The sequence below is a fragment of the Oscillibacter valericigenes genome (genome assembly GCF_016902445.1).
Classification (GTDB): Bacteria; Bacillota; Clostridia; order Oscillospirales; family Oscillospiraceae; genus Oscillibacter; species Oscillibacter avistercoris.
This window is the reverse complement of the sequence record NZ_JACSNX010000001.1, coordinates 43089-65689: the sequence shown is the minus strand read 5'-3', so window position 1 is coordinate 65689 and position 22601 is coordinate 43089. Positions and strand designations below refer to the sequence as shown.

The 22601-nt window shown below is 62.3% G+C and carries 23 protein-coding genes; 17 read left to right on the top strand and 6 right to left on the bottom strand.

The features are described 5' to 3' along the window. Nucleotides 1–21 precede the first annotated feature (21 nt). The 11 genes from pyrH (at nt 22) to H9X91_RS00270 (ending at nt 12715) form a co-directional block, all read left to right on the top strand. Nucleotides 22–738, top strand: coding sequence for a UMP kinase (gene pyrH, locus H9X91_RS00320; protein ID WP_204801392.1), 717 nt, complete (start codon nt 22–24; stop codon nt 736–738). Between the two features lie 61 nt (nt 739–799). Continuing rightward, nucleotides 800–1357: a ribosome recycling factor gene (gene frr / locus H9X91_RS00315; RefSeq protein ID WP_204801390.1), complete on the top strand. Its 558-nt coding sequence runs from the start codon at nt 800–802 to the stop codon at nt 1355–1357. A gap of 470 nt (nt 1358–1827) precedes the next feature. Beyond that, nucleotides 1828–2310: a hypothetical protein gene (locus tag H9X91_RS00310; RefSeq protein ID WP_204801388.1), complete on the top strand. Its 483-nt coding sequence runs from the start codon at nt 1828–1830 to the stop codon at nt 2308–2310. 16 nt (nt 2311–2326) lie between these two features. After that, nucleotides 2327–2614, top strand: coding sequence for a hypothetical protein (locus H9X91_RS00305; protein WP_204801386.1), 288 nt, complete (start codon nt 2327–2329; stop codon nt 2612–2614). A 393-nt stretch (nt 2615–3007) separates the two neighbouring features. Then, nucleotides 3008–3754, top strand: coding sequence for a polyprenyl diphosphate synthase (gene uppS / locus H9X91_RS00300; protein ID WP_204801384.1), 747 nt, complete (start codon nt 3008–3010; stop codon nt 3752–3754). A gap of 36 nt (nt 3755–3790) precedes the next feature. Continuing rightward, on the top strand, nt 3791–4675 hold the full coding sequence (locus H9X91_RS00295; RefSeq protein ID WP_243414366.1) for a phosphatidate cytidylyltransferase: 885 nt from the start codon (nt 3791–3793) through the stop codon (nt 4673–4675). Nucleotides 4676–4732: 57 nt separating this feature from the next. Further along, entirely contained in the window at nt 4733–5878 is a 1146-nt protein-coding gene (locus H9X91_RS00290; RefSeq protein WP_204801382.1) for a 1-deoxy-D-xylulose-5-phosphate reductoisomerase, read from the top strand. A gap of 32 nt (nt 5879–5910) precedes the next feature. Then, nucleotides 5911–6981, top strand: coding sequence for a M50 family metallopeptidase (locus tag H9X91_RS00285; protein WP_204801380.1), 1071 nt, complete (start codon nt 5911–5913; stop codon nt 6979–6981). A 14-nt stretch (nt 6982–6995) separates the two neighbouring features. Beyond that, complete coding sequence (locus H9X91_RS00280) at nt 6996–7514, top strand: GNAT family N-acetyltransferase (protein WP_204801378.1); 519 nt, start codon at nt 6996–6998, stop codon at nt 7512–7514. Then, nucleotides 7511–8548, top strand: a complete 1038-nt coding sequence (ispG, locus tag H9X91_RS00275) for a flavodoxin-dependent (E)-4-hydroxy-3-methylbut-2-enyl-diphosphate synthase (protein WP_204801376.1) — start codon at nt 7511–7513, stop codon at nt 8546–8548. The genes H9X91_RS00280 and ispG overlap by 4 nt, the downstream gene beginning before the upstream one ends. A 159-nt stretch (nt 8549–8707) precedes the next feature. Next, the gene (locus H9X91_RS00270) at nt 8708–12715 is read left to right on the top strand and encodes a PolC-type DNA polymerase III (protein WP_204801374.1); all 4008 of its coding nucleotides are present in this window, start codon (nt 8708–8710) and stop codon (nt 12713–12715) included. A 162-nt stretch (nt 12716–12877) separates the two neighbouring features. Here the strand turns inward: H9X91_RS00270 and H9X91_RS00265 are convergent, their stop codons facing one another. The 6 genes from H9X91_RS00265 to H9X91_RS00240 form a co-directional block, all read right to left on the bottom strand. Next, a complete protein-coding gene (locus H9X91_RS00265; RefSeq protein ID WP_204801372.1) occupies nt 12878–13276 on the bottom strand; it encodes a thioesterase family protein in 399 nt (132 codons plus the stop codon). Nucleotides 13277–13351: 75 nt separating this feature from the next. Further along, complete coding sequence (locus tag H9X91_RS00260; RefSeq protein ID WP_204801370.1) at nt 13352–14449, bottom strand: ABC transporter substrate-binding protein; 1098 nt, start codon at nt 14447–14449, stop codon at nt 13352–13354. A gap of 72 nt (nt 14450–14521) precedes the next feature. Then, a complete protein-coding gene (locus H9X91_RS00255; protein ID WP_204801368.1) occupies nt 14522–15403 on the bottom strand; it encodes an ABC transporter permease in 882 nt (293 codons plus the stop codon). Beyond that, nucleotides 15400–16224, bottom strand: coding sequence for an ABC transporter permease (locus tag H9X91_RS00250; protein WP_204801366.1), 825 nt, complete (start codon nt 16222–16224; stop codon nt 15400–15402). The genes H9X91_RS00255 and H9X91_RS00250 overlap by 4 nt, the downstream gene beginning before the upstream one ends. Continuing rightward, complete coding sequence (locus H9X91_RS00245) at nt 16214–17431, bottom strand: ABC transporter ATP-binding protein (RefSeq protein WP_204801364.1); 1218 nt, start codon at nt 17429–17431, stop codon at nt 16214–16216. Before H9X91_RS00245 ends, H9X91_RS00250 begins: the two co-directional genes overlap by 11 nt. 174 nt (nt 17432–17605) lie before the next feature. Beyond that, entirely contained in the window at nt 17606–18568 is a 963-nt protein-coding gene (locus H9X91_RS00240; protein WP_204801362.1) for an RluA family pseudouridine synthase, read from the bottom strand. Nucleotides 18569–18675: 107 nt separating this feature from the next. On the opposite strand from H9X91_RS00240, the gene H9X91_RS00235 reads away from it, so the two are divergent. The 6 genes from H9X91_RS00235 (at nt 18676) to plsY (ending at nt 22538) form a co-directional block, all read left to right on the top strand. Beyond that, nucleotides 18676–18990: a hypothetical protein gene (locus H9X91_RS00235; RefSeq protein WP_204801360.1), complete on the top strand. Its 315-nt coding sequence runs from the start codon at nt 18676–18678 to the stop codon at nt 18988–18990. Next, nucleotides 18987–19460: a hypothetical protein gene (locus H9X91_RS00230; protein ID WP_204801358.1), complete on the top strand. Its 474-nt coding sequence runs from the start codon at nt 18987–18989 to the stop codon at nt 19458–19460. The genes H9X91_RS00235 and H9X91_RS00230 overlap by 4 nt, the downstream gene beginning before the upstream one ends. Before the next feature lie 116 nt (nt 19461–19576). Continuing rightward, entirely contained in the window at nt 19577–20083 is a 507-nt protein-coding gene (locus tag H9X91_RS00225) for a YceD family protein (RefSeq protein ID WP_204801356.1), read from the top strand. Between the two features lie 52 nt (nt 20084–20135). Next, nucleotides 20136–20330 (top strand): 50S ribosomal protein L32, encoded by a 195-nt coding sequence (rpmF, locus tag H9X91_RS00220; RefSeq protein ID WP_025543998.1) that lies wholly within the window; start codon nt 20136–20138, stop codon nt 20328–20330. Between the two features lie 167 nt (nt 20331–20497). After that, entirely contained in the window at nt 20498–21823 is a 1326-nt protein-coding gene (gene der, locus H9X91_RS00215; protein WP_204801354.1) for a ribosome biogenesis GTPase Der, read from the top strand. Nucleotides 21824–21827: 4 nt separating this feature from the next. After that, a complete protein-coding gene (gene plsY, locus H9X91_RS00210; RefSeq protein ID WP_204801352.1) occupies nt 21828–22538 on the top strand; it encodes a glycerol-3-phosphate 1-O-acyltransferase PlsY in 711 nt (236 codons plus the stop codon). Nucleotides 22539–22601 lie beyond the last annotated feature (63 nt).

Sequence of the window (22601 nt, the reverse complement as noted above, 5' to 3'; positions counted from 1 at the left end):
GCAACAGACGGAGGTTTCATCATGGCAAAGCCAGTTTATAAGCGGGTCCTGCTGAAGATCAGCGGCGAGGCCCTGGCCGGCGACAAGCACACCGGCCTGGATTTTGAGATGATCGGCAGTGTCTGCGACGTCATCAAGGAGTGCCTGGACATGGGCGTCCAGGTGGGCCTGGTGGTGGGCGGCGGCAACTTCTGGCGGGGCGCCAAGAACAGCGGCGGCGCCATGGAGCGCACCCGGGCCGACCACATGGGCATGCTGGCCACGGTGATGAACGCCCTGGCCGTGGCCGACGTGTGCGAGCAGAAGGGCATCCCCGTCCGGGTCCAGACCGCCATCGAGATGCGGGCCATCGCCGAGCCCTACATCCGCTCCCGGGCCATCCGGCATCTGGAGAAGGGGAGAGTGGTCATCTTCGGCGCCGGCACCGGCAACCCCTACTTCTCCACAGACACGGCGGCCGTCCTGCGGGCGGCGGAGATCGACGCCGACGTGATCCTGCTGGCCAAGAACGTGGACGGCGTGTACAGCGCCGACCCGGCCAAGGACCCCGACGCCGTGAAGTACGACGCCATCACCTATGACGACGTGCTGGCCCAGCACCTGGCGGTGATGGACTCCACCGCCACGTCCCTGTCCATGGACAACCACATCCCGGTGCTGCTGTTTGCCCTGAAGGACCCGAAGAACATCATCCGGGCCCTGTGCGGCGAGAACGTGGGCACCATCGTCAAGGAATAAGAGCACGTCTGCGCACCTGTGCGCCTCCCCATACACAACTGTGAAAGGAAGGACCATGATTATGTTGAAGGAAGAATACAAGGTATACGAGGACAAGATGAAGAAGAGCATCGACTCCGTGGCGGCGGACTTCGCCTCCGTCCGGGCGGGCCGGGCCAACGCCTCCGTGCTGGATCGGATCATGGTGGACTACTACGGCAGCCCCACGCCCATCCAGCAGATCGCGGCCATCTCCTCTCCCGATGCCCGCACCCTGCTGATCTCCCCCTGGGACAAGACGGCGGTGAAGAGCATCGAGAAGGCCATCCAGAACTCCGACCTGGGCATCAATCCCCAGAACGACGGTGCCAGCATCCGCCTGAACTTCCCCCAGCTGACGGAGGAGCGCCGCAAGGAGCTGGTGAAGCAGATCCGCAAGTACGCCGAGGGCGGCAAGGTGGCCATCCGCAACATCCGCCGGGACGCTATGGAGGCCTTCAAGAAGAAGGAGAAGTCCTCCGAGATCACCGAGGATGATCTGAAGCAGGCGGAGAAGGACCTGCAGAAGCTGACGGACGACAGCTGCAAGCATCTGGATGAGCTGCTGGCCAAGAAGGAAAAGGAACTGATGGCGGTGTAAGAGCCGCCGGGGCCTCCGGCGGGAGCACGGCTGCCCGCCGGAGGCATTGCGCGTTTTGAAGGGGATGGGCCCCTTTCGGGGGCTTCTGCTCCCGCAGGGGGGCCGTTTCCACGGGGGATGCGCCCCCATTCTCTTTTTGGTTGCGCCAAAAAGAGAACCCTCCAGAGGGGCTTCTCTTGCCCCTGCGGGGCAATTCACCTTCTGCGCCGCGCCCGGTGGAAGAGAAAAAGCGCTTGTGCGCGCTCCGGCACCTTCGTGCCTCCGCGCTATTACGGGGGTCGACGTATCGGTGCAAACGCCGATTTGGGCCGGCCTTCAGGCACGCTATGCTCTTCTGCGATTCCTGATACTGCCGTCCCGTGGCGGATGGTGCGGACCTCGTCGGGGTGGCCATCGCATTGACCAGCTCCGATTTCCGCTGCCGCTGGCTGGGCGGAGACTGGGAGAGCTGTAGAAAGGGGAAAATCTGCATGGGACGCTGGATGGAGAAACACAGCCGGGGACTGGGGTGCCTGGTCCTGCTGGCGGTGACGCTGGCGGTTTTGCTGCGGCCGGTGCCTTTTCGGGAGTTTGCCCACTCGGACCGGGCCACAGAGTTCTATGTCACTGCCTTTGTGGGGGACCTCCGCCGTACACTGGAGGCCCGCCCTGACCAGGCGGAGATCGCGCCGCTGCTGGCGGAGCTGGAGACGGGCACCGTCTCTTTCTGCGGCCGCCAGCGGAATATCTCCTGGTCCGGGGACCAGCAGGTCTACAACCTCTGGCTCAACCACGTGGAGGGAAACCAAGGTATACTGGACGCCGCGTTCAGTCTGCGCTCCGACGGCTTGCTGTACACGCCCCTGTACCTGAGGGACCTGAGCTTGGGCTACGCCTGCTATCAGCTGAAAGGCTGTGACTTGGCGGCGGCTATGGAACAGCTGAACGCCCTGCTGGCCCTGCCGCCCGCTTAAGAAAGAAGAGGGTTCTATGAAACTGGAAAAGAAATGGTATTCAGTAGCCAGAGGAACACTGTTTGCGACTGTTTTTCCCTTGTGTCTGGCGGGCGGCGTGCGGGGCAGACTGGGGCTGGTGTTCCTGGCCTTGGGCGTTGTAGCAGCAGCCGTCTTCTCGGGAATCGAACTGCGCCATCTCCGCTGCCCCAACTGTGGACGCTTCATCCTGCCCTGGTTTCCCATGGAGGAGACCCAATACTGCCGCGCCTGCGGCTTCCATTTTGCCTGGAAGACCGACCGCTGGTGGAACAAGGCGGACTGAGCTGCATCTTCCACGCCCGTCCGAGCAGCGCGTAGCGAAGCGGAACGCGCGGAAAGAGAAACAGGTCAAATGCGTTCTTGCACCCCGCTGACCTCCGCACCTGCGTTGCGGGAATCAACTGTCAAGTTTCTGCGGCACCCCGCCGCGCCCGTCGGGGAGCCATCGCGACCCTGCAGGCACCATCTCACGCCGACCCCCGTACAGCAACTTTGCACGTACGTGCAAAGTTGCGACCAAAGCGTTTTTTCTCTTTGGACCGTGCACGGCCCGTTTCTCTTTTGGCAAGACCAAAAGAGAAATGGGGGGTGCATTGCCCAGCTATCACCATAGCTGCCATTCCACGTCCAATGGGACGCATCCCCAACAATCCATTTTGAAATGAGAGAATCCATCATGCAAGAGATTATCAACGCCTCGGCGGGCCAGGTCCTGCCGCCTCCCCGCCACATTGCGATCATCATGGACGGCAACGGCCGCTGGGCCACGAAGCGGGGCCTGCCCCGCACCGCCGGCCACAAGGCGGGAGCGGAGACGTTCCGCCGCATCGCCACCTACTGCAAGAACATCGGCGTGAAATACCTGACCGTCTACGCCTTTTCCACGGAAAACTGGAAGCGGTCGGAAACAGAGGTCGCCGCCATCATGGCCCTGCTGAAGCGGTATCTGCTGGAGGCGGTGGACACCATGGAGAAGGACCACATCCGCCTCCATTTCTTCGGCGACATGACGCCCATCTCCCCGGAGCTGCGGGCCCTGGCCCGGGAGACCGACGAGATCACGGAGCACCTGTCAAAAGACGACTTCCAGGCCAACGTGTGCCTGAACTACGGCGGCCGGGACGAGATCCTGCGGGCGGTCCGGCGGTTTGCCGCGGACTGTGCCGCAGGGGAGCGGAAACCGGAGGACCTGGACGACGCCCTGTTTTCCACTTACCTGGACTCCGCCGGCATCCCGGACCCGGAGCTTATCATCCGCCCCAGCGGGGAGCTGCGCCTCTCCAACTTCCTCCTGTGGCAGTGCGCCTACAGTGAGTTCTACTTCACCGATGTGCTGTGGCCGGACTTCGACGAGGCGGAGCTGGACCGGGCTATCGCAGCCTACCATCACCGGGACCGGCGGTTCGGCGGTGTGAAGAAATGATCCTTTACAGACATTGAGAAGAAGAGGGTTGATGCAATGTTCAAGCGTGTGATGGTGGCCGTGGTGGGCCTGCCGCTTCTAATCCTGATTTTAGGCTGGGCGCCGTCCTGGGCCACCATGCTTCTGCTGGCGGCCATGTGCGCCATCGGCGCCTGGGAGCTGATGCGCGCCGCGGCGGGGGAGAAGGGCAGGCCCCTGATCCTCCTGGCGGTGATTGCCGCGGCCCTGGTTCCGGTGTGTGTGTATCTGGAGGAGTCCATCGCCAACGCGGCGCTGACCGCCCTTCCGGTGCTGCCTTTTGCCGCCCTGCTGGGAGCGGTGTTCATCTTCGTGATCTTCGCCCTGGCCATCCACCGGTATGACGAGGAGAAGGGCATCCCCTTTGCCGCTGTCACCTGCGCAATTTTCGCAGGGCTGGTGTTTCCCCTGATGCTCTCCTGCCTGCTGCGGCTGCGGCTGCTGGGGAACCTGGGACCGGCCCTGGTGTTTCTGCCTCTTGCCATCTCCTTTGGGTCTGACACCTTCGCCCTCTTTGCCGGGATGCTGTGCGGCAAGCACAAGCTGGCCCCCAAGGTCAGCCCGAAAAAGACGGTGGAGGGCGCCATCGGCGGCCTGATCGGCGGTGTTATCGGGATGACGCTCTTCAAGCTGATTGCTGACAGCATCGTGCTTTCCGTGGACGTCTATCCGCCAATCGAGATGGCGGGTGGTCCGCAGCTCTCCTGGGCGGCGGTCTTTGTGCTGGGCATCATCGGCAGTATCATCAGCCAGATCGGCGATCTGAGTTTCTCTGTCATCAAGCGGGAGTTCGGCGTCAAGGATTACGGCAACCTGCTGCCGGGCCACGGCGGCATCCTGGACCGGTTTGACTCCGTCACCTTCGTGGCGCCCTTCGTGTGGCTGGCCCTGCAGCTGTTCTGAACAGGCTCTCTGAGAAGGTTTAGGATTGTTTTCAGCTATTGGGAATAGGATAGTGCTATGAGCAAGACGATTTCGATTTTAGGGGCCACCGGCTCCATCGGGCGGCAGACGCTGGACGTGGCGGAGCAGCTGGGGCTGCGGGTGGCCGCCCTCACGGCCAATTCCAACGCGGAGCGGCTGGAGGCCCAGGCGAGAAAATTCCGCCCCCGGCTGGCGGTGCTGACAGACGAGGCGGCGGCAAAGGACCTGGCGGTGCGCCTAGCGGACACGGACATCCGCGTCCTGGGCGGGCCGGAGGCCCTGCTGGAGGCCGCCGTCTGCCCCGAGGCGGACACGGTGGTCACCGCCGTGGTGGGTATGGTGGGGCTGAAGCCCACCCTGGCCGCCATCCGGGAGAAGAAGCGCATCGCCCTGGCCAATAAGGAGACGCTGGTCTGCGCCGGCCAGCTGGTGATGGACGCGGCGGATACATACGGGGCGGAGATCGTGCCGGTGGATTCGGAGCACTCCGCCATCTTCCAGTGCCTCCAGGGCTGCGCCGACCGGCGGGAGATCAAACGATTGATCCTCACCTGCTCCGGCGGGCCTTTTTACGGCATGATGGCAGAGGAAGTGGGCAAAATGACCAGAGCGGACGCCCTCTGCCACCCCAACTGGACCATGGGCCCCAAGATCACCGTGGACTGCGCCACGCTGATGAACAAGGGCCTGGAGGTCATCGAGGCCATGCGGCTCTATCGCCTGCCCCTGGAGCAGGTGTCGGTGGTGATCCACCGGCAGAGCATCGTCCACTCCCTGGTGGAGTACCGGGACGGGGCCGTGCTGGCCCAGCTGGGCACGCCGGATATGCGGCTGCCCATCCGCTACGCCATGACCTGGCCCCATCGGGCGGACAATCCGGCGGAGCCTCTGGATCTGCTGGCCTGCCCGCCGCTGACCTTCGCCCAGCCGGACCGGGACGTGTTTCCCTGCCTGCGTCTGGCGGAGGAGGCGGCAGAGGAGGGCGGCACCGCCTGCGCCATCCTCAACGGCGCCAACGAGGAGGCGGTGGGTCTGTTCCTGGCGGAGAAGATCGGCTTTTCCGACATCCCCCGCCTGGTGGAGGCGGCCCGGGCGGCGGTGGCCGTCCAACAGGACCCGTCGCTGGAGGACATCCTGGCGGCGGACCAGGCGGCCCGGCAGGCGGTGCTGGCCCGGGCATAGGCGACATTCTATAATTTGACGGGAGTTTTTCCATGATCATCGTGTATATCCTGGCAGCCATTCTGATCTTCGGCGTATTGATCGCCGTCCATGAGTTCGGTCACTTTGCCGCCGCGAAGCTCTGCGGCGTGCGGGTCAACGAGTTCTCCATCGGCATGGGCCCCCTGATCTGGCACAAGGAGACAGCGGAGACCCAGTACTCCCTCCGGCTGCTGCCCATCGGCGGCTTCTGCGCCATGGAGGGGGAGGACGAGGAGTCCGGTGATGAGCGGTCCTTGGGCCGCCAGGGCTTTTTCAAGAAGGCGGTGATCTTCGCCGCCGGATCCTTCATGAACTTTCTGGCGGGGTTCCTCATCATTCTGGCGGTGTACAGCGGTGCGGCGGGGTTCCTGATCCCGGCAGCCGCCGGTACGGCGCCGGAGTTTGAACAGCAGAACGGGCAGACCCTCCAGGCCGGGGACATCTTCTACGAGATCAACGGCGAGCGGGTGTATCTGTACAGCGACGTGTCATTGCTGATGAGCCTGCACCAGGGCCAGCCCATGGACCTGGTGGTCCTGCGGGACAGTGAGAAGGTGGAGCTGAACGACATCACCTGGGGCACCTACACCGGCACGGAGGGGGAGACCTACCAGGGCTACGGCATCTATATCGCCGGCGATCAGGTGGAGGAGGCCAACCTCTGGACACTTCTCAAGACCAGCTGGCTGAACACCATCGACTTTGTCCGCATCGTCCGGCTGAGCCTGCAGATGCTGGTGACGGGTCAGGCGGGCATGGACGACCTCAGCGGCCCGGTGGGCATCGTGTCCACCATCACCCAGGTGGGCACCGCGTCGGAGACCTTTGCCGCTGCGGTGGAGAACATCCTCTACTTCGGGGCCATGCTGGCGGTGAACCTGGCGGTGATGAACATGCTGCCCATCCCGGCTCTGGACGGCGGCAAGATCTTCTTCCTCATCATCGATGAGATCGCCATGAAGCTGTTCCGGAAGAAGATCCCGGAGAAGTATGAGATGGCGGTGAACACCGTGGGCTTCGTGGCTCTGATGGGCTTCATGCTGGTGGTCACCTTCAACGACGTGTTCAAGCTGTTCGGATAGGGAGGCGGTCTGTGATGACGGATCTGAGCCTGCGGCCCTGGCGGCTCTCGGATGCCGCCGATGTGGCCCGGTATGCCAATAATGAGAAGATCGCGGCCAATCTGCGGGACGTGTTCCCCTGGCCGTACAGCCGGCGGGACGCGGTCTCCTTTGTGGAGCACTGCGTCCGGCAGGAGGGCCGGGGCCAGCTGGCACGGGCCATCGAGGTGGACGGCGCTGCTGTGGGCAGCATCAGCCTGACCCTGGGGAGCGACGTGTACCGCAGGAGCGCGGAGCTGGGATACTGGCTGGCGGAGCCCTTCTGGGGCCGGGGCCTGATGACCTCTGCCGTGGCGGAAATGTGCCGGGAGGGGTTCGGGACGTGGGACATCGTCCGCATCTACGCCGAGCCCTACGCCCGTAATCTGGCCTCCCGCCGGGTGCTGGAGAAGGCGGGCTTCACGCTGGAGGGCACCCTCCGGCAGTGCGTGTGCAAAAACGGCGAGATGCTGGACGCCTGCATCTACGCCCTGATTCGGGAGGAAGCGACATGACAAAGCGTTTGATGGTGGGGGACGTGGCCGTGGGCGGCGGCGCTCCGGTGTCCATCCAGTCCATGTGCAACACCAAGACCGACGATGTGGCGGCCACCGTGGCCCAGATCCACGCACTGGAGGCGGCGGGCTGCGAGATCGTCCGGGTGGCTATTCCGGATCAGGCGGCGGCGGAGGCGGTGGATCAGATCAAGGCCCGGATCTCCATCCCCCTGATCGCGGACATCCACTTCAACTACAAATACGCCCTGGAGTGCGCGGAGCGGGGCATCGACGCCATCCGCATCAACCCCGGCAACATCGGCGGGGAGGAGAAGGTGAAGGCGGTGGCGGATATCTGCCGCCAAAAGAACATCCCCATCCGCATCGGCGTCAACGGCGGGTCCCTGGAAAAAGAGCTCCGGGCCAAGTACGGCGGCGTCACCGCCGAGGCGTTGGTGGAGAGCGCCATGGGCCACGTGGCCCTTCTGAACAAGTTCGATTTTGACGACATCTGCATCTCCGTCAAGTGCTCCGACGTGCCCCTGACTATGGCGGCCTACCGGCTGCTGGCCGAGCGGACGGACTACCCCCTCCACCTGGGGGTGACGGAGGCGGGCACCCCCTCCATGGGGATCATCAAGTCCGCCATGGGCATCGGCGGCCTGCTGTGCCTGGGCATCGGCGATACCATCCGGGTGACGCTGACCGCCGACCCGGTGGAGGAGATCTACGCCGCCAAAAAGATCCTGAAGGCCGCCGGGCTCCGCAAGGAGGGTGTGAACCTCATCGCCTGCCCCACCTGCGGCCGCACCCGCATCGACCTGATCCCCATGGCGGAGGAGGTGGAGCGCCGTCTCATGAACTGCACGAAGAACATCACCGTGGCTGTCATGGGCTGCGCCGTCAACGGCCCCGGAGAGGCGGCCGCGGCGGACATCGGCATCGCCGGCGGCAAGGGGGAGGGGCTGCTTTTCAGGAAAGGAGAAATCCTTTACAAAGTGCCCCAGGAACAGCTTGTGGACAAGCTGATGGAGGAGATCGAAAAACTGTAATGAGGAGTTAGGAATGAGGAATTAGGAATTTCGGTGTCCGGCAAAGCCGGACGATTTGAGATCGTTCCGCCTGCGGCGGAACACCACAATAATTCCTAATTCCTAACTTCTAATTCCTAATTCTTTGGTACCTGATTCCTGTTTAACAAGGTGGCGTCTATGTCAAGAGATATACCCTTTTTTGAAATGTTTACCGAGCTGCAGCTCTCCGGGGAGCTGCGGCTTCGTTTGGCCGGCGCAGTGGTGAACGGCGCCTGTATCGACCAGACCAGCATGTCCCTGGCCCTGCGGCTCACCACCCGGTTCGAACTGGGGGAGGCGGAGCTGGAGGAGCTGAAGCGGCTGCTGATGGGGATCTACGGCTTCCAGAAGGTGACGGTGGAGGTCATCTGCAAGGCTCCGTCCTCCCATGCCGCACCTGCGGGGGGGCATCCGGTGTCCGCTCCGGCGGCGCCCTCCGGCGGCAAGGGGGAGAAGGCCGCCCCCGGCAAGGTCCTGATGGGCCGCCCCATCCGGGTCCAGCCGGTGCCCATGAAGATCCTGGACCTGAAGATGGGGAATGCCACCGTGGCGGGGAAGGTGTTCGCCTTCGAGTGCCGGGAGACCCGGCGCCCCGGCATGTGGCGCCTGAGCTTCGACATGACGGATTACACCAACTCCGTCACCGTCCAGAAGAACCTGACGGAGAAAGAGGCCCAGGGGCTGGAGAGTGCCATCAAGCCCGGCATGTGGCTGTGCGTCCAGGGCAAGATGGAGCCCACCTGGGACGGCAAGGACATCCAGCTGAACCCCTACCACATCCAGCTGGCGGAGCACGCCGAGCGGCAGGATACCGCCCCGGAAAAGCGGGTGGAGCTGCACCTCCACACCAAGATGAGCAACATGGACGCCCTGACGGACACGAAAGAGGTGGTCCAGCAGGCCATCCGGTGGGGCCACCCGGCCATCGCCATCACGGACCACGGCGTGGCCCAGTCCTTCCCGGACGCCTGGCACGCCGCCGGGGACAAGATCAAGATCCTCTATGGCGTGGAGGGGTACTTCGTCAACAACATCGACGACCGGGTGGTGGTCCACGGCCCCCAGGACTGTTCCCTGGACGGGGAGTTCGTGTGTTTTGACATCGAGACCACCGGCCTCAAGGTGGACCGGGAGGCCATCACGGAGATCGGCGCCGTGGTGCTGAAAAACGGCGAGATCACCGACCGGTTCCAGACCTTCGTCAACCCCAACCGGCGGCTGACGCCGGAGATCATCGGCCTCACCGGCATCACTGACGACATGCTGAAGGACGCTCCCCAGCTGAAGGAGGCCCTGGCGGAATTTCTGAAGTTCGTGGACGGCCGGCCTCTGGCGGCCCACAACGCCGAGTTCGACATCGGCTTTATCCGGGCGGGGTGCCGGAAGGTGGGGCTGGACTTCTCGCCCACCTATGTGGACTCCCTGATCCTGGCGCAGAACCTGCTGCCGGACCTGGGAAAGTACAAGCTGGACATCGTGGCGGACCGGCTGGAGCTGCCCACCTTCAACCACCACCGGGCCAGCGACGACGCCGCCACCGTGGGCTATATGCTGATCCCCTTCTGGAAGATGCTCCACCAGCGGGGCATCCATACCCTCCAGGCGGTGAACAGGGAAATGGAGAAGCTGCGGCCCCTGGGCAGCAAGACCAACCGCTTCCCCAAGCACATCATCCTCATCGCCCGGAACAAGGTGGGACTGAAGAACCTGTACCAGATGATCTCCGCCTCCAACCTGAAGTACTTCAAGCGGGTGCCCACCATCCCCAAGAGCCTGCTGCTGGAGCACCGGGAGGGCATCATCGTGGGCTCCGCCTGCGAGGCCGGCGAGCTGTTCCGGGCTGTGGCGGACCACAAGGACTGGGAGGAGCTGAAGCGCATCGCCTCCTTCTACGACTATCTGGAGATCCAGCCCCTGTGCAACAACGCCTTTATGCTCCGCAACGGCGACGTCCAGTCGGAGGAGGAGCTGCGGGAGTTCAACCGTACCATCGTCCGGCTGGGGGAGGAGCTGGGCAAGCCCGTCTGCGCCACCGGCGACGTCCACTTCCGGGAGCCGGAGGACGAGACCTACCGCCACATCCTGCTGGCGTCCAAGAAGTTCCCGGATGCCAACGCCCCGCTGCCCATCTACTTCAAGACCACCGATGAGATGCTGGAGGAGTTCGCCTATCTGGGGAAGGAGAAGGCCTACGAGGTGGTGGTCACCAACACCCAGGCCATCGCCGACCAGGTGGAGACCTTCCCCCTGCTGCCGGAGGACCTGTTCCCGCCCCGGCTGGAGAACTCTGAGGAGGAGCTGAACTCCCTGGTGTGGAACAAGGTCCACGCCCTCTACGGCGAGGACCCGCCGAAGCTGATCGTGGACCGGCTGAATGTGGAGCTGGGCGGCATTCTGGGCAAGTACGACGTGGTGTACATGTCCGCCCAGAAGCTGGTGCAGCGGTCCCTGGAGAACGGCTACCTGGTGGGCTCCCGTGGCTCCGTGGGCTCGTCCCTGGTGGCCTACATGTCCGGCATCACGGAGGTGAACAGCCTCCCGCCCCACTACCGCTGTCCCAGCTGCAAGCACTCCGAGTTCATCCAGGACGGCTCTTACGGCTGCGGCGCGGATATGCCGGACAAGGTGTGCCCGGTGTGCGGCACGAAATACATCAAGGATGGCTTCGACATCCCCTTTGAGACGTTCCTGGGCTTCGGCGGCGGCAAGGTGCCGGATATCGACCTGAACTTCTCCGGCGAGTACCAGGCCCGGGCCCACCGCCACGCCATCGAGATGTTCGGCGAGACTCAGGTGTTCCGGGCCGGAACCATCGGTACCCTGGCGGAAAAGACCGCCTACGGCTTCGTGAAGAAGTATCTGGAGGAGAACGGCATGACCGTGGGCCGGGCGGAGGAGAACCGCCTGACCCTGGGCTGCGTGGGCACCCGCCGGACCACCGGCCAGCACCCCGGCGGCCTGGTGGTGGTCCCCGACGACATGGACATGGAGGATTTCTGCCCGGTCCAGCACCCGGCGGACGCCGACGACTCCGACACCGTCACCACCCACTTTGAATATCACTCCATGGAGGCCAACCTCTTAAAGCTGGACATGCTGGGACACGATGATCCCACCATGGTCCGCATGATGCAGGACCTCACCGGCGTGGACCCTCACGACATCCCGCTGGACGACCCGGACACCATGTCCATCTTCACCTCCAGCAAGGTGCTGGGGTACGAGAACGACGAGATCCTGGGCCCCACCGGCGCCGTAGCCATCCCGGAGTTCAACACCCGCTTCACCCGGCAGATGCTGGTGGATACCCAGCCCAAGGACTTCAACACCCTGGTGCGGCTCTCCGGCTTCTCCCACGGCACGGACGTGTGGCTGGGCAACGCCCGGGACCTGATCGTCAGCGGCACCGCCTCCGTTCTGGAGACGGTGGGCTGCCGTGACGACATCATGCTGTACCTGATCTCCAAGGGCCTGGACCCCAAGATGAGCTTCAAGATCATGGAGAAGGTCCGAAAGGGCAAGGTGAAGAAGGGCGGCTTTGACGAGGGCTGGGTGGAGGCCATGCGGGACCACGACGTGCCCGAGTGGTACATCGAGTCCCTGGCCAAGATCGGGTATCTCTTCCCCAAGGCCCACGCCGTGGCCTACGTGATGATGGCCTTCCGCATCGCCTGGTACAAGGTCCATGAGCCCCTGGCCTTCTACGCCACGTTCTTCTCCGTCCGGGCCAAGGCCTTTGACGCGGAGTACTGCTGCGCCGGCAAAGAGGCGGTGAAGCGGAAGATCCGGGAGATCGAGAACAACAAGGACGCCACGGCGGTGGAGCAGAACCTGCTGACCACCCTGGAGGTGTGCTACGAGTTCTACCTGCGGGGCTTCCACTTCGACACCATCAGCATCTACGAGTCCGACGCCACCAAGTTCAAGGTGACGGAGAACGGCCTGCTGCCGCCCTTCACCACCGTCCACGGCCTGGGCGAGGCGGCGGCCATCGACACGGTGGAGAAGCGAAAGGGGAAGCAGTTCGTCTCCATCGAGGAATTCGCCATGTGCTGCAACAAGCTGTCCAAGACCCACATCGAGCAGCTGAAGGCGCTGGGTGCCTTCGCCGGCATGGCGGAGACCAGCCAGCTGACGCTGTTTTGATCCCTGCTCCCGCAGAGACGCGTTGGGGTGCATCCCCGCTGGACAGCAGACGCCTCGTGGCCGCCGAACGGCGGCCCATAGATTTCCCCCATGGCACTGCCATAGAAACGAAGAGGGAGGACCCATTCCGGGTCCTCCCTCATGTGATTCCTGGGAAAAGGATCACTTCTTCTCCAGCTTGCCATTGCATTTGGCTAAAAACTTTTCATTCTTGATGATAGCCCGCGTATGGGTGCCGCTGCCGATGGGCCCGGCCTCATCCCAGGCCTTCACCGCGAAGTCCACCATCTTGCCGTTTTCCGACACGCCGGTGATTTCCGCCTCTGCCCATACCTTCATACCGATGGGAGTGGGAGCGTCGTGAGAGATATCCAGATGCGTTCCCACGCTGCCCTGGCCCTCCTCCAGAAAGCTCTGGAGGCAGGTCATCGCGGCGTTCTCCATCAGGGCAGACATGTAGGGGGTGCCGAACACCGGCAGGGCGCCGGAGCCCACATGGGCGGCGGTCAGCTCCTGGGTGACGGTGGCCTCCAGCTGACATTTGGTTCCAATGATGATCATAGCTGCCTCCTTGTTCAAGTGAAAGGGTCCGCCGGAAGCCCGGCGGACCCCTTGGGTCAATGCCTCACGGCCTGGTCAGTTGGCGGACTTCAGCCGGGTCCACTCGCTGTCGTACAGGTCCAGAATATTCTGGGGCAGACCGGCGTAGCTCTCGCACTGGGCCATAATGGAGGAATCCGGGTAGGCCAGAGGATCATTCGCTACCTCCGGGTCCAGCTCCTCCCGCACGCTCAGCAGGGGAGTGGAATACCAGATCTCCTCACAGTTCTTCAGGCCCGCCTCGGTGGAGCACATGTAGTTGATGAAGGCCTCGGCGTTCTCCTTGTTGGGGGCGTCCTTCAGGATGCACATGGCGTCCACATAGATGTTGGTGCCCTCCTCGGGGATATAGAAGCCCAGATCGGGGTTGTTCTCCAGCATGGTCAGGTAATCGCCGTAGTAATAGGTGCCGATGGCGGCGTTGGCGCCCTCCATCTTGCCGAAGATCTCATCCATGGCATAGCCCTGGAGAATGGGCTTCTGCTGCACCAGTGTGTCGACGGCCTCCGTGATCTGGGCGGTGTCCGTGGTGTTGTAGGAGTAGCCAAGCCGCTTGAGGGCGATACCGATGGCGTCCCGGGAGTTGTCGATCATCACGATGTCGTCGGCGTACTTTTCGTTCCACATCAGATCCCAACTGCCCAGATCCGCCTCATCCACCATGGTCTTGTTGTAGATGACGCCCATCAGGCCCCACATGTAGGGCACGGAGTACAGATTCTCCGGGTCGTACTCGGGGTTCTTCAGTTCGGGGTCGATATCCGCAAAGTTGGGGATATTGTCAAAGTTCAGAGGCTCCAGCATGTCCTCCTCGATCATCCGGGCGATCATATAGTCGGAGGGGATCACCACATCGTAATCCGCGCCGCCGCCGGCGATCTTGCCGTACATGGTCTCATTGCTGTCGTACATCTGGTAGTTGACATGGATGCCGGTGGCCGCCTCGAAGTCCTCCAATACGGACATGTCGATGTACTCACCCCAGTTGTAGACATTCACCACTCCGCCGGAGGTCTGCTGGGTCCCGTCGGAGCTGCTGTCCGCGCTGTCGGACTCCCCGCGGGAGCTGACGCAGCCGGACAGGAGGCTGGCCGCCATGGCCAGGCTCAACATGAGTGCCAGAGTCTTTTTCAATTTCTTTCTCGTTCTCCTTTCAGATTTGGAAACTCTATCACCAGGGCCGAAGCCCGTGTGACCGGAAGGGATTCAGGGCCGGAGGGCCCGCCGTCCGCGGCGGGCGTCCTGCCGGGACTGCCGCAGGTTGATGACCACCAGCAGGATCAGCACCGCTGCAAACATCAGCGTGGACAGGGCATTGATCTCCGGGCTCACCCGGCGGCGCACCATGGAGTATACCACCATGGAGAGCGTGGACACCTGGCTGCCGGCAGTGAAATAGCTGATGACAAAGTCATCGATGCTCATGGTAAAGGCGATCAGAAGGCCGTTGACGATGCCGGGCATCAGCTCCGGCAGCACCACCTTGCGGAAAGCGGTCCACCGGGTGGCGCCCAGGTCCAGGGCCGCTTCCGCCAGGTTGGGATCCAGCTGCCGGATCTTGGGCAGCACGGCCACGATCACATAGGGGATGTCAAAGGTGATATGGGCGATCAGCAGGGTGAGAAAGCCCAGATTGAAGCTGAAATCGAACCACAGATTGGCATTGACGGCCCACTCCTGGTTGTTCAGCCAGCCGGAGAAATCCGCCAGCGCCTGTCCGGCAAATACGAACAGCAGCATCATGGATACGCCTGTGATGATGTCCGCGTTGGTCAGGGGGATGTTGTTCACAGCCATATACAGCCCCCGGGCCCGGCGCTTCATGCTGGAAAAGCCGATGGCTGCCGCAGTGCCCACCACTGTGGCGATGAGCGTCGCCAGCACAGAGACCAGAAGGGTGGTCTGCAGCGCCTCCAGCACGGTCCGGTTGTTCAGCAGCTCGGCATACCAGTCCAGGGTGAAGCCACCCCAGACCGCGTTGGACTTGGAGTCATTGAAGGAAAAGACGATCAGCACGAAAATAGGCGCATAGAGAAAGAGAAAGACCAGCGCCAGAAACAGGCGGGAAAGCACACCGTTCTTTTTCACAGCAGCACCGCCTCCTCTTCACCCTCGCCGAAGCGGTTCATGACCCCCATGCAGACCAGAACGATGACCATCATCACCAGGGAGATGGCAGAGCCCAGATGGGGGTTGTAGGCGGCCCCCAGGAACTGCATCTCAATGAGATCGCCCAGCAGCAGGCTCTTGCCGCCGCCCAGCAGGCGGGAGATGACGAAGGTGGACACCGAGGGGATCAGCACCATGGTCACGCCGGAGAGAACGCCCGGCAGAGACAGCGGGAAGATCACCCGCCGGAACACCTGCACGCTGTTGGCACCCAGGTCCTGGGCTGCCTCGATGACCCGGGAGTCGATCTTCACAATGACCGAGAAGATGGGCAGCACCATGAAGGGCAGGAAGTTGTACACCATGCCCAGCACCACCGCGCCGGAGGTGTTGATGATGTCCAGCTTCGGCAGGCCGATGGCGGAGAGCAGGGAGTTGAAAAATCCGTTGCGCTCCAGAAGGAACACCCAGGAATAGGTTCGCAGCAGGAAGTTCATCCACATGGGCAGCATGATCAGCAGGGTGGCCATGCTCCGCAGACGGCCCCGCTCCCGGGCCAGGAAATAGGCCATGGGATACCCCAGCAGGATACAGACCAGCGTGGCGATGCCGGCCAGCAGGAAGGAGCGTCCGAACACCGAAGCATAGCCCATCATTCCCTCAAAATTATCCAGGGTGATGAACCAGCTGCCGTCGGCAGACTCCCGGGTGAAGGCGTATATCAGCACCACGATCAGAGGGGCTACCACGAAAAAGGCCATCCAGCCCACATAGGGGGCGGCGATCCACTTATTCCGCATAGCCTTCCTCCCGGCGCTCCTCCTCAGCGCCCTCGTCCTCGTCCAGAGCCTCCGCGTCGGAGAGCTCGTCATACTCGTCACTGTAGGAGCTGTAGTCGCCGAACATGCCGGAGTACTGGCTCTTCTTCATAATGTGGAACCCGTCGGGGTCGATCTTCACGCCGATCCGGGCGCCCACGGGGGAGTGGTCCGTGGTCTGGATCAGCCACTTGAAGCCCCGGAAGTCCACGATGATGTCGTACTGCATCCCCTTGAAGGTGACGGAGGTGACCGTGCCCACCAGCTGGCCCTGGTCCACGGGGACGATGTCGATGTCCTCGGGCCGGATGACCACGTCCACCGGCTCGTTCTCGGCAAAGCCGCCGTCCAGGCAGGGGAACTCCCGGCCGTACATCTTCACCAGCTTGTCCCGGACCATGACGCCGTCGATGATGTTGGACTCGCCGATGAAGTCCGCCACGAAGGCGTTCTTGGGCTCGTTGTAGATGTCCTCCGGCGTGCCGATCTGCTGAATGCAGCCCTTGTCCATCACCACGATGGTGTCGGACATGGTCAGGGCCTCCTCCTGGTCGTGGGTCACATAGATAAAGGTGATGCCCACCTGCTGCTGGATCTTCTTCAGCTCCAGCTGCATATCCTTCCGCAGCTTCAGGTCCAGGGCGCCCAGAGGCTCGTCCAGCAGCAGCACCTTGGGCCGATTCACCAGGGCCCGGGCGATGGCCACCCGCTGCTGCTGGCCGCCGGAGAGGGCGTCGGGCTTGCGGGTCTCAAAGCCCTTGAGGCTGACGGTCTCCAGCATCTCCATGACCCGGTCCTGGATCTCCTTTTCAGACAGCTTGACCTTCCGGCGGCTGATGACCTTTCCGTTTTCGTCCTTCTGCTCCTCCACCTTGGGCATCCGCAGGCCAAAGGCCACGTTTTCAAAGACATTCATGTGAGGGAACAGGGCGTACTTCTGGAACACGGTGTTGATCTGCCGCCGATAGGGCGGAACGTCATTAATCCTCACACCGTCGAACAGGACGTCTCCCGACACAGGGGTCGTGAAGCCGCCGATAATACGCAGCGTCGTGGTCTTGCCGCAGCCGCTGGGTCCAAGCAGTGTGAGGAATTCTTTGTCATTGATATAGAGGTTTAAATCGTTGAGAACCACTTCGTCGTCAAACGCCATGCGGATGTTCCGCAGACGGATCAACTCTTTGGACATGTATCCTCCCCCATTTCATAATAATATGGATTACAATGAAACGCCTCTTTTCTCTGTTGAGGGGGAACCTTTCTCGTCGAAATTCAGCAATTTCAAACTATATCCGATATGAAACAAAAAGTCAAGTAAAATCAGAGATTTCACCCTGCTTTTACAGGAATTTTTGCCCCGCGGTCAGGGCACGGAAAAATACCGGTCCCGGAAGGGCACCTCCGACACGGTGAATTCTCTGCCCCGCAGGTAGTTCAGCATCCCCGCGTCCGTGGGGAAGGGAAAGGCCAGCTTGTAGGAGTACAGGGCCTGGCGGGTCTCGCCGTAGCGGCGGTTCACGTCGCCGCGGCCGTACTTGCCGTCCCCCAGCAGAGGACAGCCGATCTCCGCCATGGACACCCGGATCTGGTGGGTCCGGCCGGTGAGCAGACGGCACTCCACCAGGGACAGGGGACCACGGGTCTCCAGCGTCCGGTAGAGGGTCACGGCGGTCTTGCCGCCGGGGACAGGACGGCGGTAGAAGGCCACCTGCTTTTTGGCCTCATCCTTTAATAGAAAGCCCTCGATCTTTCCCTCCGCCGGCCTGGGCCGGCCCACGGTGATACAGAGATAGGACTTCTCCACCTCGTGGGCCTTGATCTTCTCGTTCATGATCCGCAGGGTCTCGGCGTTCTTGGCGGCGATGACGATGCCGCCGGTGTTCCGGTCGATCCGGTTGCACAGGGCCGGGGCGAAGGCGTTCTCCCACCTGGGATTCCACTCCTTTTTCTGGTACAGGTACGCCTGGATGTGGTTGATGAGGGTGTTGACCTTCTCCGTCTCGTCGGCGTGGACCACCAGGCCCGGCCGCTTGTTCACCAGCAGCAGGTTCTCATCCTCGTACACGATGTCCAGCTGAGGGCGGAACACGGTCAAAAACATGTTTTCCTCAGAGGGCTTGTCAAAGAACTCATCGTTGATATATAATTGTAAAGTATCGCCGGCAAGCAGCCGGGTGTCCCGCTTGGAGCCCTTCCCGTTGACCTTGATCCGCTTCAGACGGATGTACTTCTGCAGCAGGGCAGGGGGCAGCAGGGGCAGGCTTTTGGCCACAAAGCGGTCCAGCCGCTGTCCGGCGTCGTTTTTTCCAATGGTGAGTTCCCGCATGGCATCCTCCGGTATGTGTAGAGATCGATACCATCATCATACCCGTTTACCGGCCGGTTGTAAAGCGGCGGGAGAATTTTTCGGATCAGCAAGGAGAAACTGAGCATATGGCACAGCGTGACGGAAACAAGCAGCGGGGCTGGGTGAACTACTTCCGGGTCCTGGCTGGAGGCTATCTGCTGTATCTGGCCTACCGCCTGATGCGGGGCCTTTGGGACGGGACGGCGGAAAATGTACTTTTGAACGGAGCGGCGGGCGCGGTATTCGCCGCGGCGGGCGCGGTGATCCTGTGGCGGGAGTGGAAGGCATACCAGTATGCCAAGGCCCACAAGGACGACCCGGATACCTGGACCCGGGACGACACTCTGCCGGAAAAGACAGACACCGATGCGGACGCGGACAGAGGAGGAGACGGGACGTGAAGGCAGAGGAGCTGTGCGCCGCCGTGCAGGAGGCGCCCTATTACAATGAGCGATTTACCCGCCGGGAGTACACGGCCGCCTTCCGGGAATATACGGAGCGGTTCGGTCCCCTGTACATGGATGCCGTCCGGGAGACGGCGGAAGATCCTGCCGGGCGCCGGAGCCTGGCGGAACAGCTGCTGGACGTCCTGGAGGCGGGCTGGAAGCGCCAGCGCCCCTGGAACCGGGGCATGGTCCAGGCCCGGGAAAAGCAGATGCTGGTGACCTATCTCTCTCCCATGCTGCTGGGGCTGGAGGAGCCGATGTGCCGGGAGCTGGCGGAGCAGCTGCGGGATGCCTGGAATGCACGCCGGCCCAAGGATGCCTATGACATCACCAGCTACGCCCGGCTCCAGGAGGGCTTCCGGAATGTGATCCTGGGCATCGACCTGACCGGCTGGCAGAGACGGCGGGAGGAGCGGGACTCCTGACCGGTTTTCCCGCTGCCGGAAAAAATTTGGCCCGGAACGGCAAAAACATGAAAAAATTGTTTGACATCCGGGTATCCATCCCTTATAATACTATTCGTGTCATTACGAGGTAGCTTATGCGTATAGATGTAAGACCCATTCTGCACGCCCCCGGCAAGCGTCTGGACTTCCGGTTTTCCATGGACCTGTCCGATGTGGAATTCGCCGGGCGGCATCCCATCAGCCGCCCTGTGGCGGTGGAGGGCGCGGTGACCAACACCGCAGATCTCCTGGAGCTGGAGCTGACGGCCCGGACCACGCTGGACGCGGTCTGCGACCGGTGCGGCAAGGAATTTCTCCAGGACAAGATCATTCCCTTCCGCTGCCTGCTGGCAGAGGAGCTCCAGAACGAGGACAACGACGAGATCGTCCTGCTGGAGGATGGGGAGGTAGACGCGGGCGATCTGGCGCGCACGGCGTTCATCCTTGGAATGGACACCAAGACATTGTGTTCGGAAGATTGCAAAGGGCTGTGTCCCCGGTGCGGTGCCGACCTGAACCTCGGCCCCTGCTCCTGCGGGAAAGAGACGGATCCCCGGCTGGCAGTCCTGGCAAAGCTTTTGGAGAACAGAGAGAACGAATGAATCAGGGCCGGGGGCGACTCCGCTGCCTTTGAAAGATCAAGGAGGTGTCACAATGGCAGTACCTAAGGGAAAAGTATCCAAAGCTAGACGCGACAAGCGCCGCAGCTCCCACTGGAAGCTGGCGGCTCCCGGCCTCGTCAAATGCCCGAAATGCGGTGCGCTGCACCTGCCTCACAGAATGTGCCAGGAGTGCGGTACTTACAACGGCCGCGAGGTCAAGGTTGTCAAGTCCGTGGTGGCGAAATAAGAAGTGTCCTATGGATCGGGAGGGAAGAGCAGATCTTCCCTCCCTTTTTCTGCGCTTGGGCAGTGTTAAAAATCGGGGGATGACTTGCCATTCCGCCGATCAGCGGGTATAATATGACCGAGTATGTCTGTAAGTATGATTGAATCAAGAAGGGAAGTGCGCGAGAGGTGAAACCCATCGTCGCCATCGTGGGCCGGCCCAATGTGGGCAAGTCCATGCTGTTCAACAAGCTCATCGGAAAGCGCCTCTCCATCGTGGAGGACACGCCGGGCGTCACCCGGGACCGCATCTATGGGGAGACGGACTGGAACGGCCGGTCCTTTATCCTGGTGGACACCGGCGGTATCGAGCCCCGGACCGATGACCAGATCCTGTCCTTCATGCGGGACCAGGCCCAGATCGCCATTGAAAACGCCACCGTCATCATTTTTCTGACGGATGTCCGTACAGGTCTCACCGCCTCCGACCAGGAGGTGGCGAACATGCTGCTGCGCAGCGGCAAGCCCATCGTGCTGGCGGTGAACAAGATGGACTCCACCGGGGCCCCGGACCCGGACTTTTACGAGTTCTACAACCTGGGACTGGGAGACCCCATCGCCGTCTCCGCCGTCCACGGCCACGGCACCGGCGATCTGTTGGACGCCTGTCTCCAGTACTTCCCGCCGGAGGAGGAAGAAGAGGAAGAGGATGACGCCATCAAAGTGGCCGTCATCGGCAAGCCAAACGCCGGCAAGTCCTCTCTGGTGAACCGGATCCTGGGGGAGGAGCGGGTCATCGTCTCCAACGTGGCCGGCACCACCCGGGACGCTATCGACTCCTATTTTGAAAACGACCAGGGCAGGTTCGTGTTCATCGACACCGCCGGCATCCGCCGCAAGTCCAAGGTGGAGGAGGACATCGAGAAGTACTCCGTCCTCCGGGCCACCATGGCCATCGAGCGCAGCGATGTGTGCCTCATCCTGATCGATGCCACCGAGGGCGTCACGGAGCAGGATACCAAGGTGGCGGGTCTGGCCCATGAGGCCGGCAAGGCCAGCATCATCGTGGTGAACAAGTGGGACCTGATCGAAAAGGACGGCAAGACCATGGACAAGATGCGGGAGGAAGTCCGCAACGGCCTGGCCTTCATGACCTATGCCCCCATCCTGTTCATCTCCGCCAAGACCGGGCAGCGGGTGGACCGGCTGTTCGAGCTGATCGACTACGTCTCCAACCAGGCCAGCACCCGCATTACCACCGGTATGCTGAACTCCGTCCTGGCGGATGCCCAGACCCGGGTCCAGCCCCCCTCCGACAAGGGCCGCCGGCTGAAGATCTACTACATGACCCAGGTGGGCATCCGGCCGCCCCACTTCGTGGTGTTCTGCAACGACGCCCGGCTGTTCCACTTCTCCTACCAGCGGTATCTGGAGAACTGCCTGCGGAACACCTTCGGCCTGGAGGGCACCCCCATCATCCTCTCCATCCGCCAGCGCGGCGAGAAGGAGGAGTGAAGTGATGCTGGATTCCTTCTATCTGGACCCCAACGCCGTCACGGGGCCTGACCCCCTCGGCATTCTTCTCGTGGCGGTGATCGCCTATTTCTGCGGCTGCTTCAACGGGGCCGTCATCGTCTCCAAGTACATCCTGCGGGACGATGTCCGCAACCACGGCAGCGGCAACGCCGGTCTCACCAACTTCTACCGCACCTTCGGCGGCCCGCTGACGCTTGTGGTGATCCTGTGCGACGTGCTGAAGGCCGTTGTGGCGGTGCTGCTGGGCAGCTGGCTCCTGGGTACGGCCGCCGGGGCCAATGGCTACGCGGCCAGTGCGCAGATCAGCGCCATGTGGGCGCTGTTCGGCGAGTACTGGGCCGCCGTGCTCTGCCTGCTGGGCCACATGTTCCCCTGCATGTTCCACTTCAAGGGGGGCAAGGGCATCCTCTCCGGCGGCACCATCGTCTGGATGATCGACTGGCGCATCGGCCTGGTGGTCTGGGCGGGCTTTCTGATCCTGTTCCTGCTGACGAAGTATGTGTCCCTGGGATCCGTCTGGGCAGGGGCCAGCTTTCCCTTTGCCACCTGGTACTTCTATCCGGATCCGGTCATTGTGATCCTGGCGTTCATCCTGGGCGGACTGGTGCTGTGGAAGCATCGGGGCAACATCGCCCGGCTCATCCACGGCAATGAGAACAAATTCAGCATACACCGCAAAAAAGATAAAAGTTAAAGGATAAAAGATAAGAGATAGCCTGGAGGATGGAAGATCTTTTATCTCATCACTTTTATCTCT

Bases quoted from the DNA above. Each gene is read 5' to 3' on its own strand.
- pyrH (WP_204801392.1), top strand. From the start codon at position 22: ATGGCAAAGCCAGTTTATAAGCGGGTCCTGCTGAAGATCAGCGGCGAG.
- frr (WP_204801390.1), top strand. From the start codon at position 800: ATGTTGAAGGAAGAATACAAGGTATACGAGGACAAGATGAAGAAGAGC.
- H9X91_RS00310 (WP_204801388.1), top strand. From the start codon at position 1,828: ATGGGACGCTGGATGGAGAAACACAGCCGGGGACTGGGGTGCCTGGTC.
- H9X91_RS00305 (WP_204801386.1), top strand. From the start codon at position 2,327: ATGAAACTGGAAAAGAAATGGTATTCAGTAGCCAGAGGAACACTGTTT.
- uppS (WP_204801384.1), top strand. From the start codon at position 3,008: ATGCAAGAGATTATCAACGCCTCGGCGGGCCAGGTCCTGCCGCCTCCC.
- H9X91_RS00295 (WP_243414366.1), top strand. From the start codon at position 3,791: ATGTTCAAGCGTGTGATGGTGGCCGTGGTGGGCCTGCCGCTTCTAATC.
- H9X91_RS00290 (WP_204801382.1), top strand. From the start codon at position 4,733: ATGAGCAAGACGATTTCGATTTTAGGGGCCACCGGCTCCATCGGGCGG.
- H9X91_RS00285 (WP_204801380.1), top strand. From the start codon at position 5,911: ATGATCATCGTGTATATCCTGGCAGCCATTCTGATCTTCGGCGTATTG.
- H9X91_RS00280 (WP_204801378.1), top strand. From the start codon at position 6,996: ATGACGGATCTGAGCCTGCGGCCCTGGCGGCTCTCGGATGCCGCCGAT.
- ispG (WP_204801376.1), top strand. From the start codon at position 7,511: ATGACAAAGCGTTTGATGGTGGGGGACGTGGCCGTGGGCGGCGGCGCT.
- H9X91_RS00270 (WP_204801374.1), top strand. From the start codon at position 8,708: ATGTCAAGAGATATACCCTTTTTTGAAATGTTTACCGAGCTGCAGCTC.
- H9X91_RS00265 (WP_204801372.1), bottom strand. From the start codon at position 13,276: ATGATCATCATTGGAACCAAATGTCAGCTGGAGGCCACCGTCACCCAG.
- H9X91_RS00250 (WP_204801366.1), bottom strand. From the start codon at position 16,224: ATGCGGAATAAGTGGATCGCCGCCCCCTATGTGGGCTGGATGGCCTTT.
- H9X91_RS00245 (WP_204801364.1), bottom strand. From the start codon at position 17,431: ATGTCCAAAGAGTTGATCCGTCTGCGGAACATCCGCATGGCGTTTGAC.
- H9X91_RS00240 (WP_204801362.1), bottom strand. From the start codon at position 18,568: ATGCGGGAACTCACCATTGGAAAAAACGACGCCGGACAGCGGCTGGAC.
- H9X91_RS00235 (WP_204801360.1), top strand. From the start codon at position 18,676: ATGGCACAGCGTGACGGAAACAAGCAGCGGGGCTGGGTGAACTACTTC.
- H9X91_RS00225 (WP_204801356.1), top strand. From the start codon at position 19,577: ATGCGTATAGATGTAAGACCCATTCTGCACGCCCCCGGCAAGCGTCTG.
- rpmF (WP_025543998.1), top strand. From the start codon at position 20,136: ATGGCAGTACCTAAGGGAAAAGTATCCAAAGCTAGACGCGACAAGCGC.
- plsY (WP_204801352.1), top strand. From the start codon at position 21,828: ATGCTGGATTCCTTCTATCTGGACCCCAACGCCGTCACGGGGCCTGAC.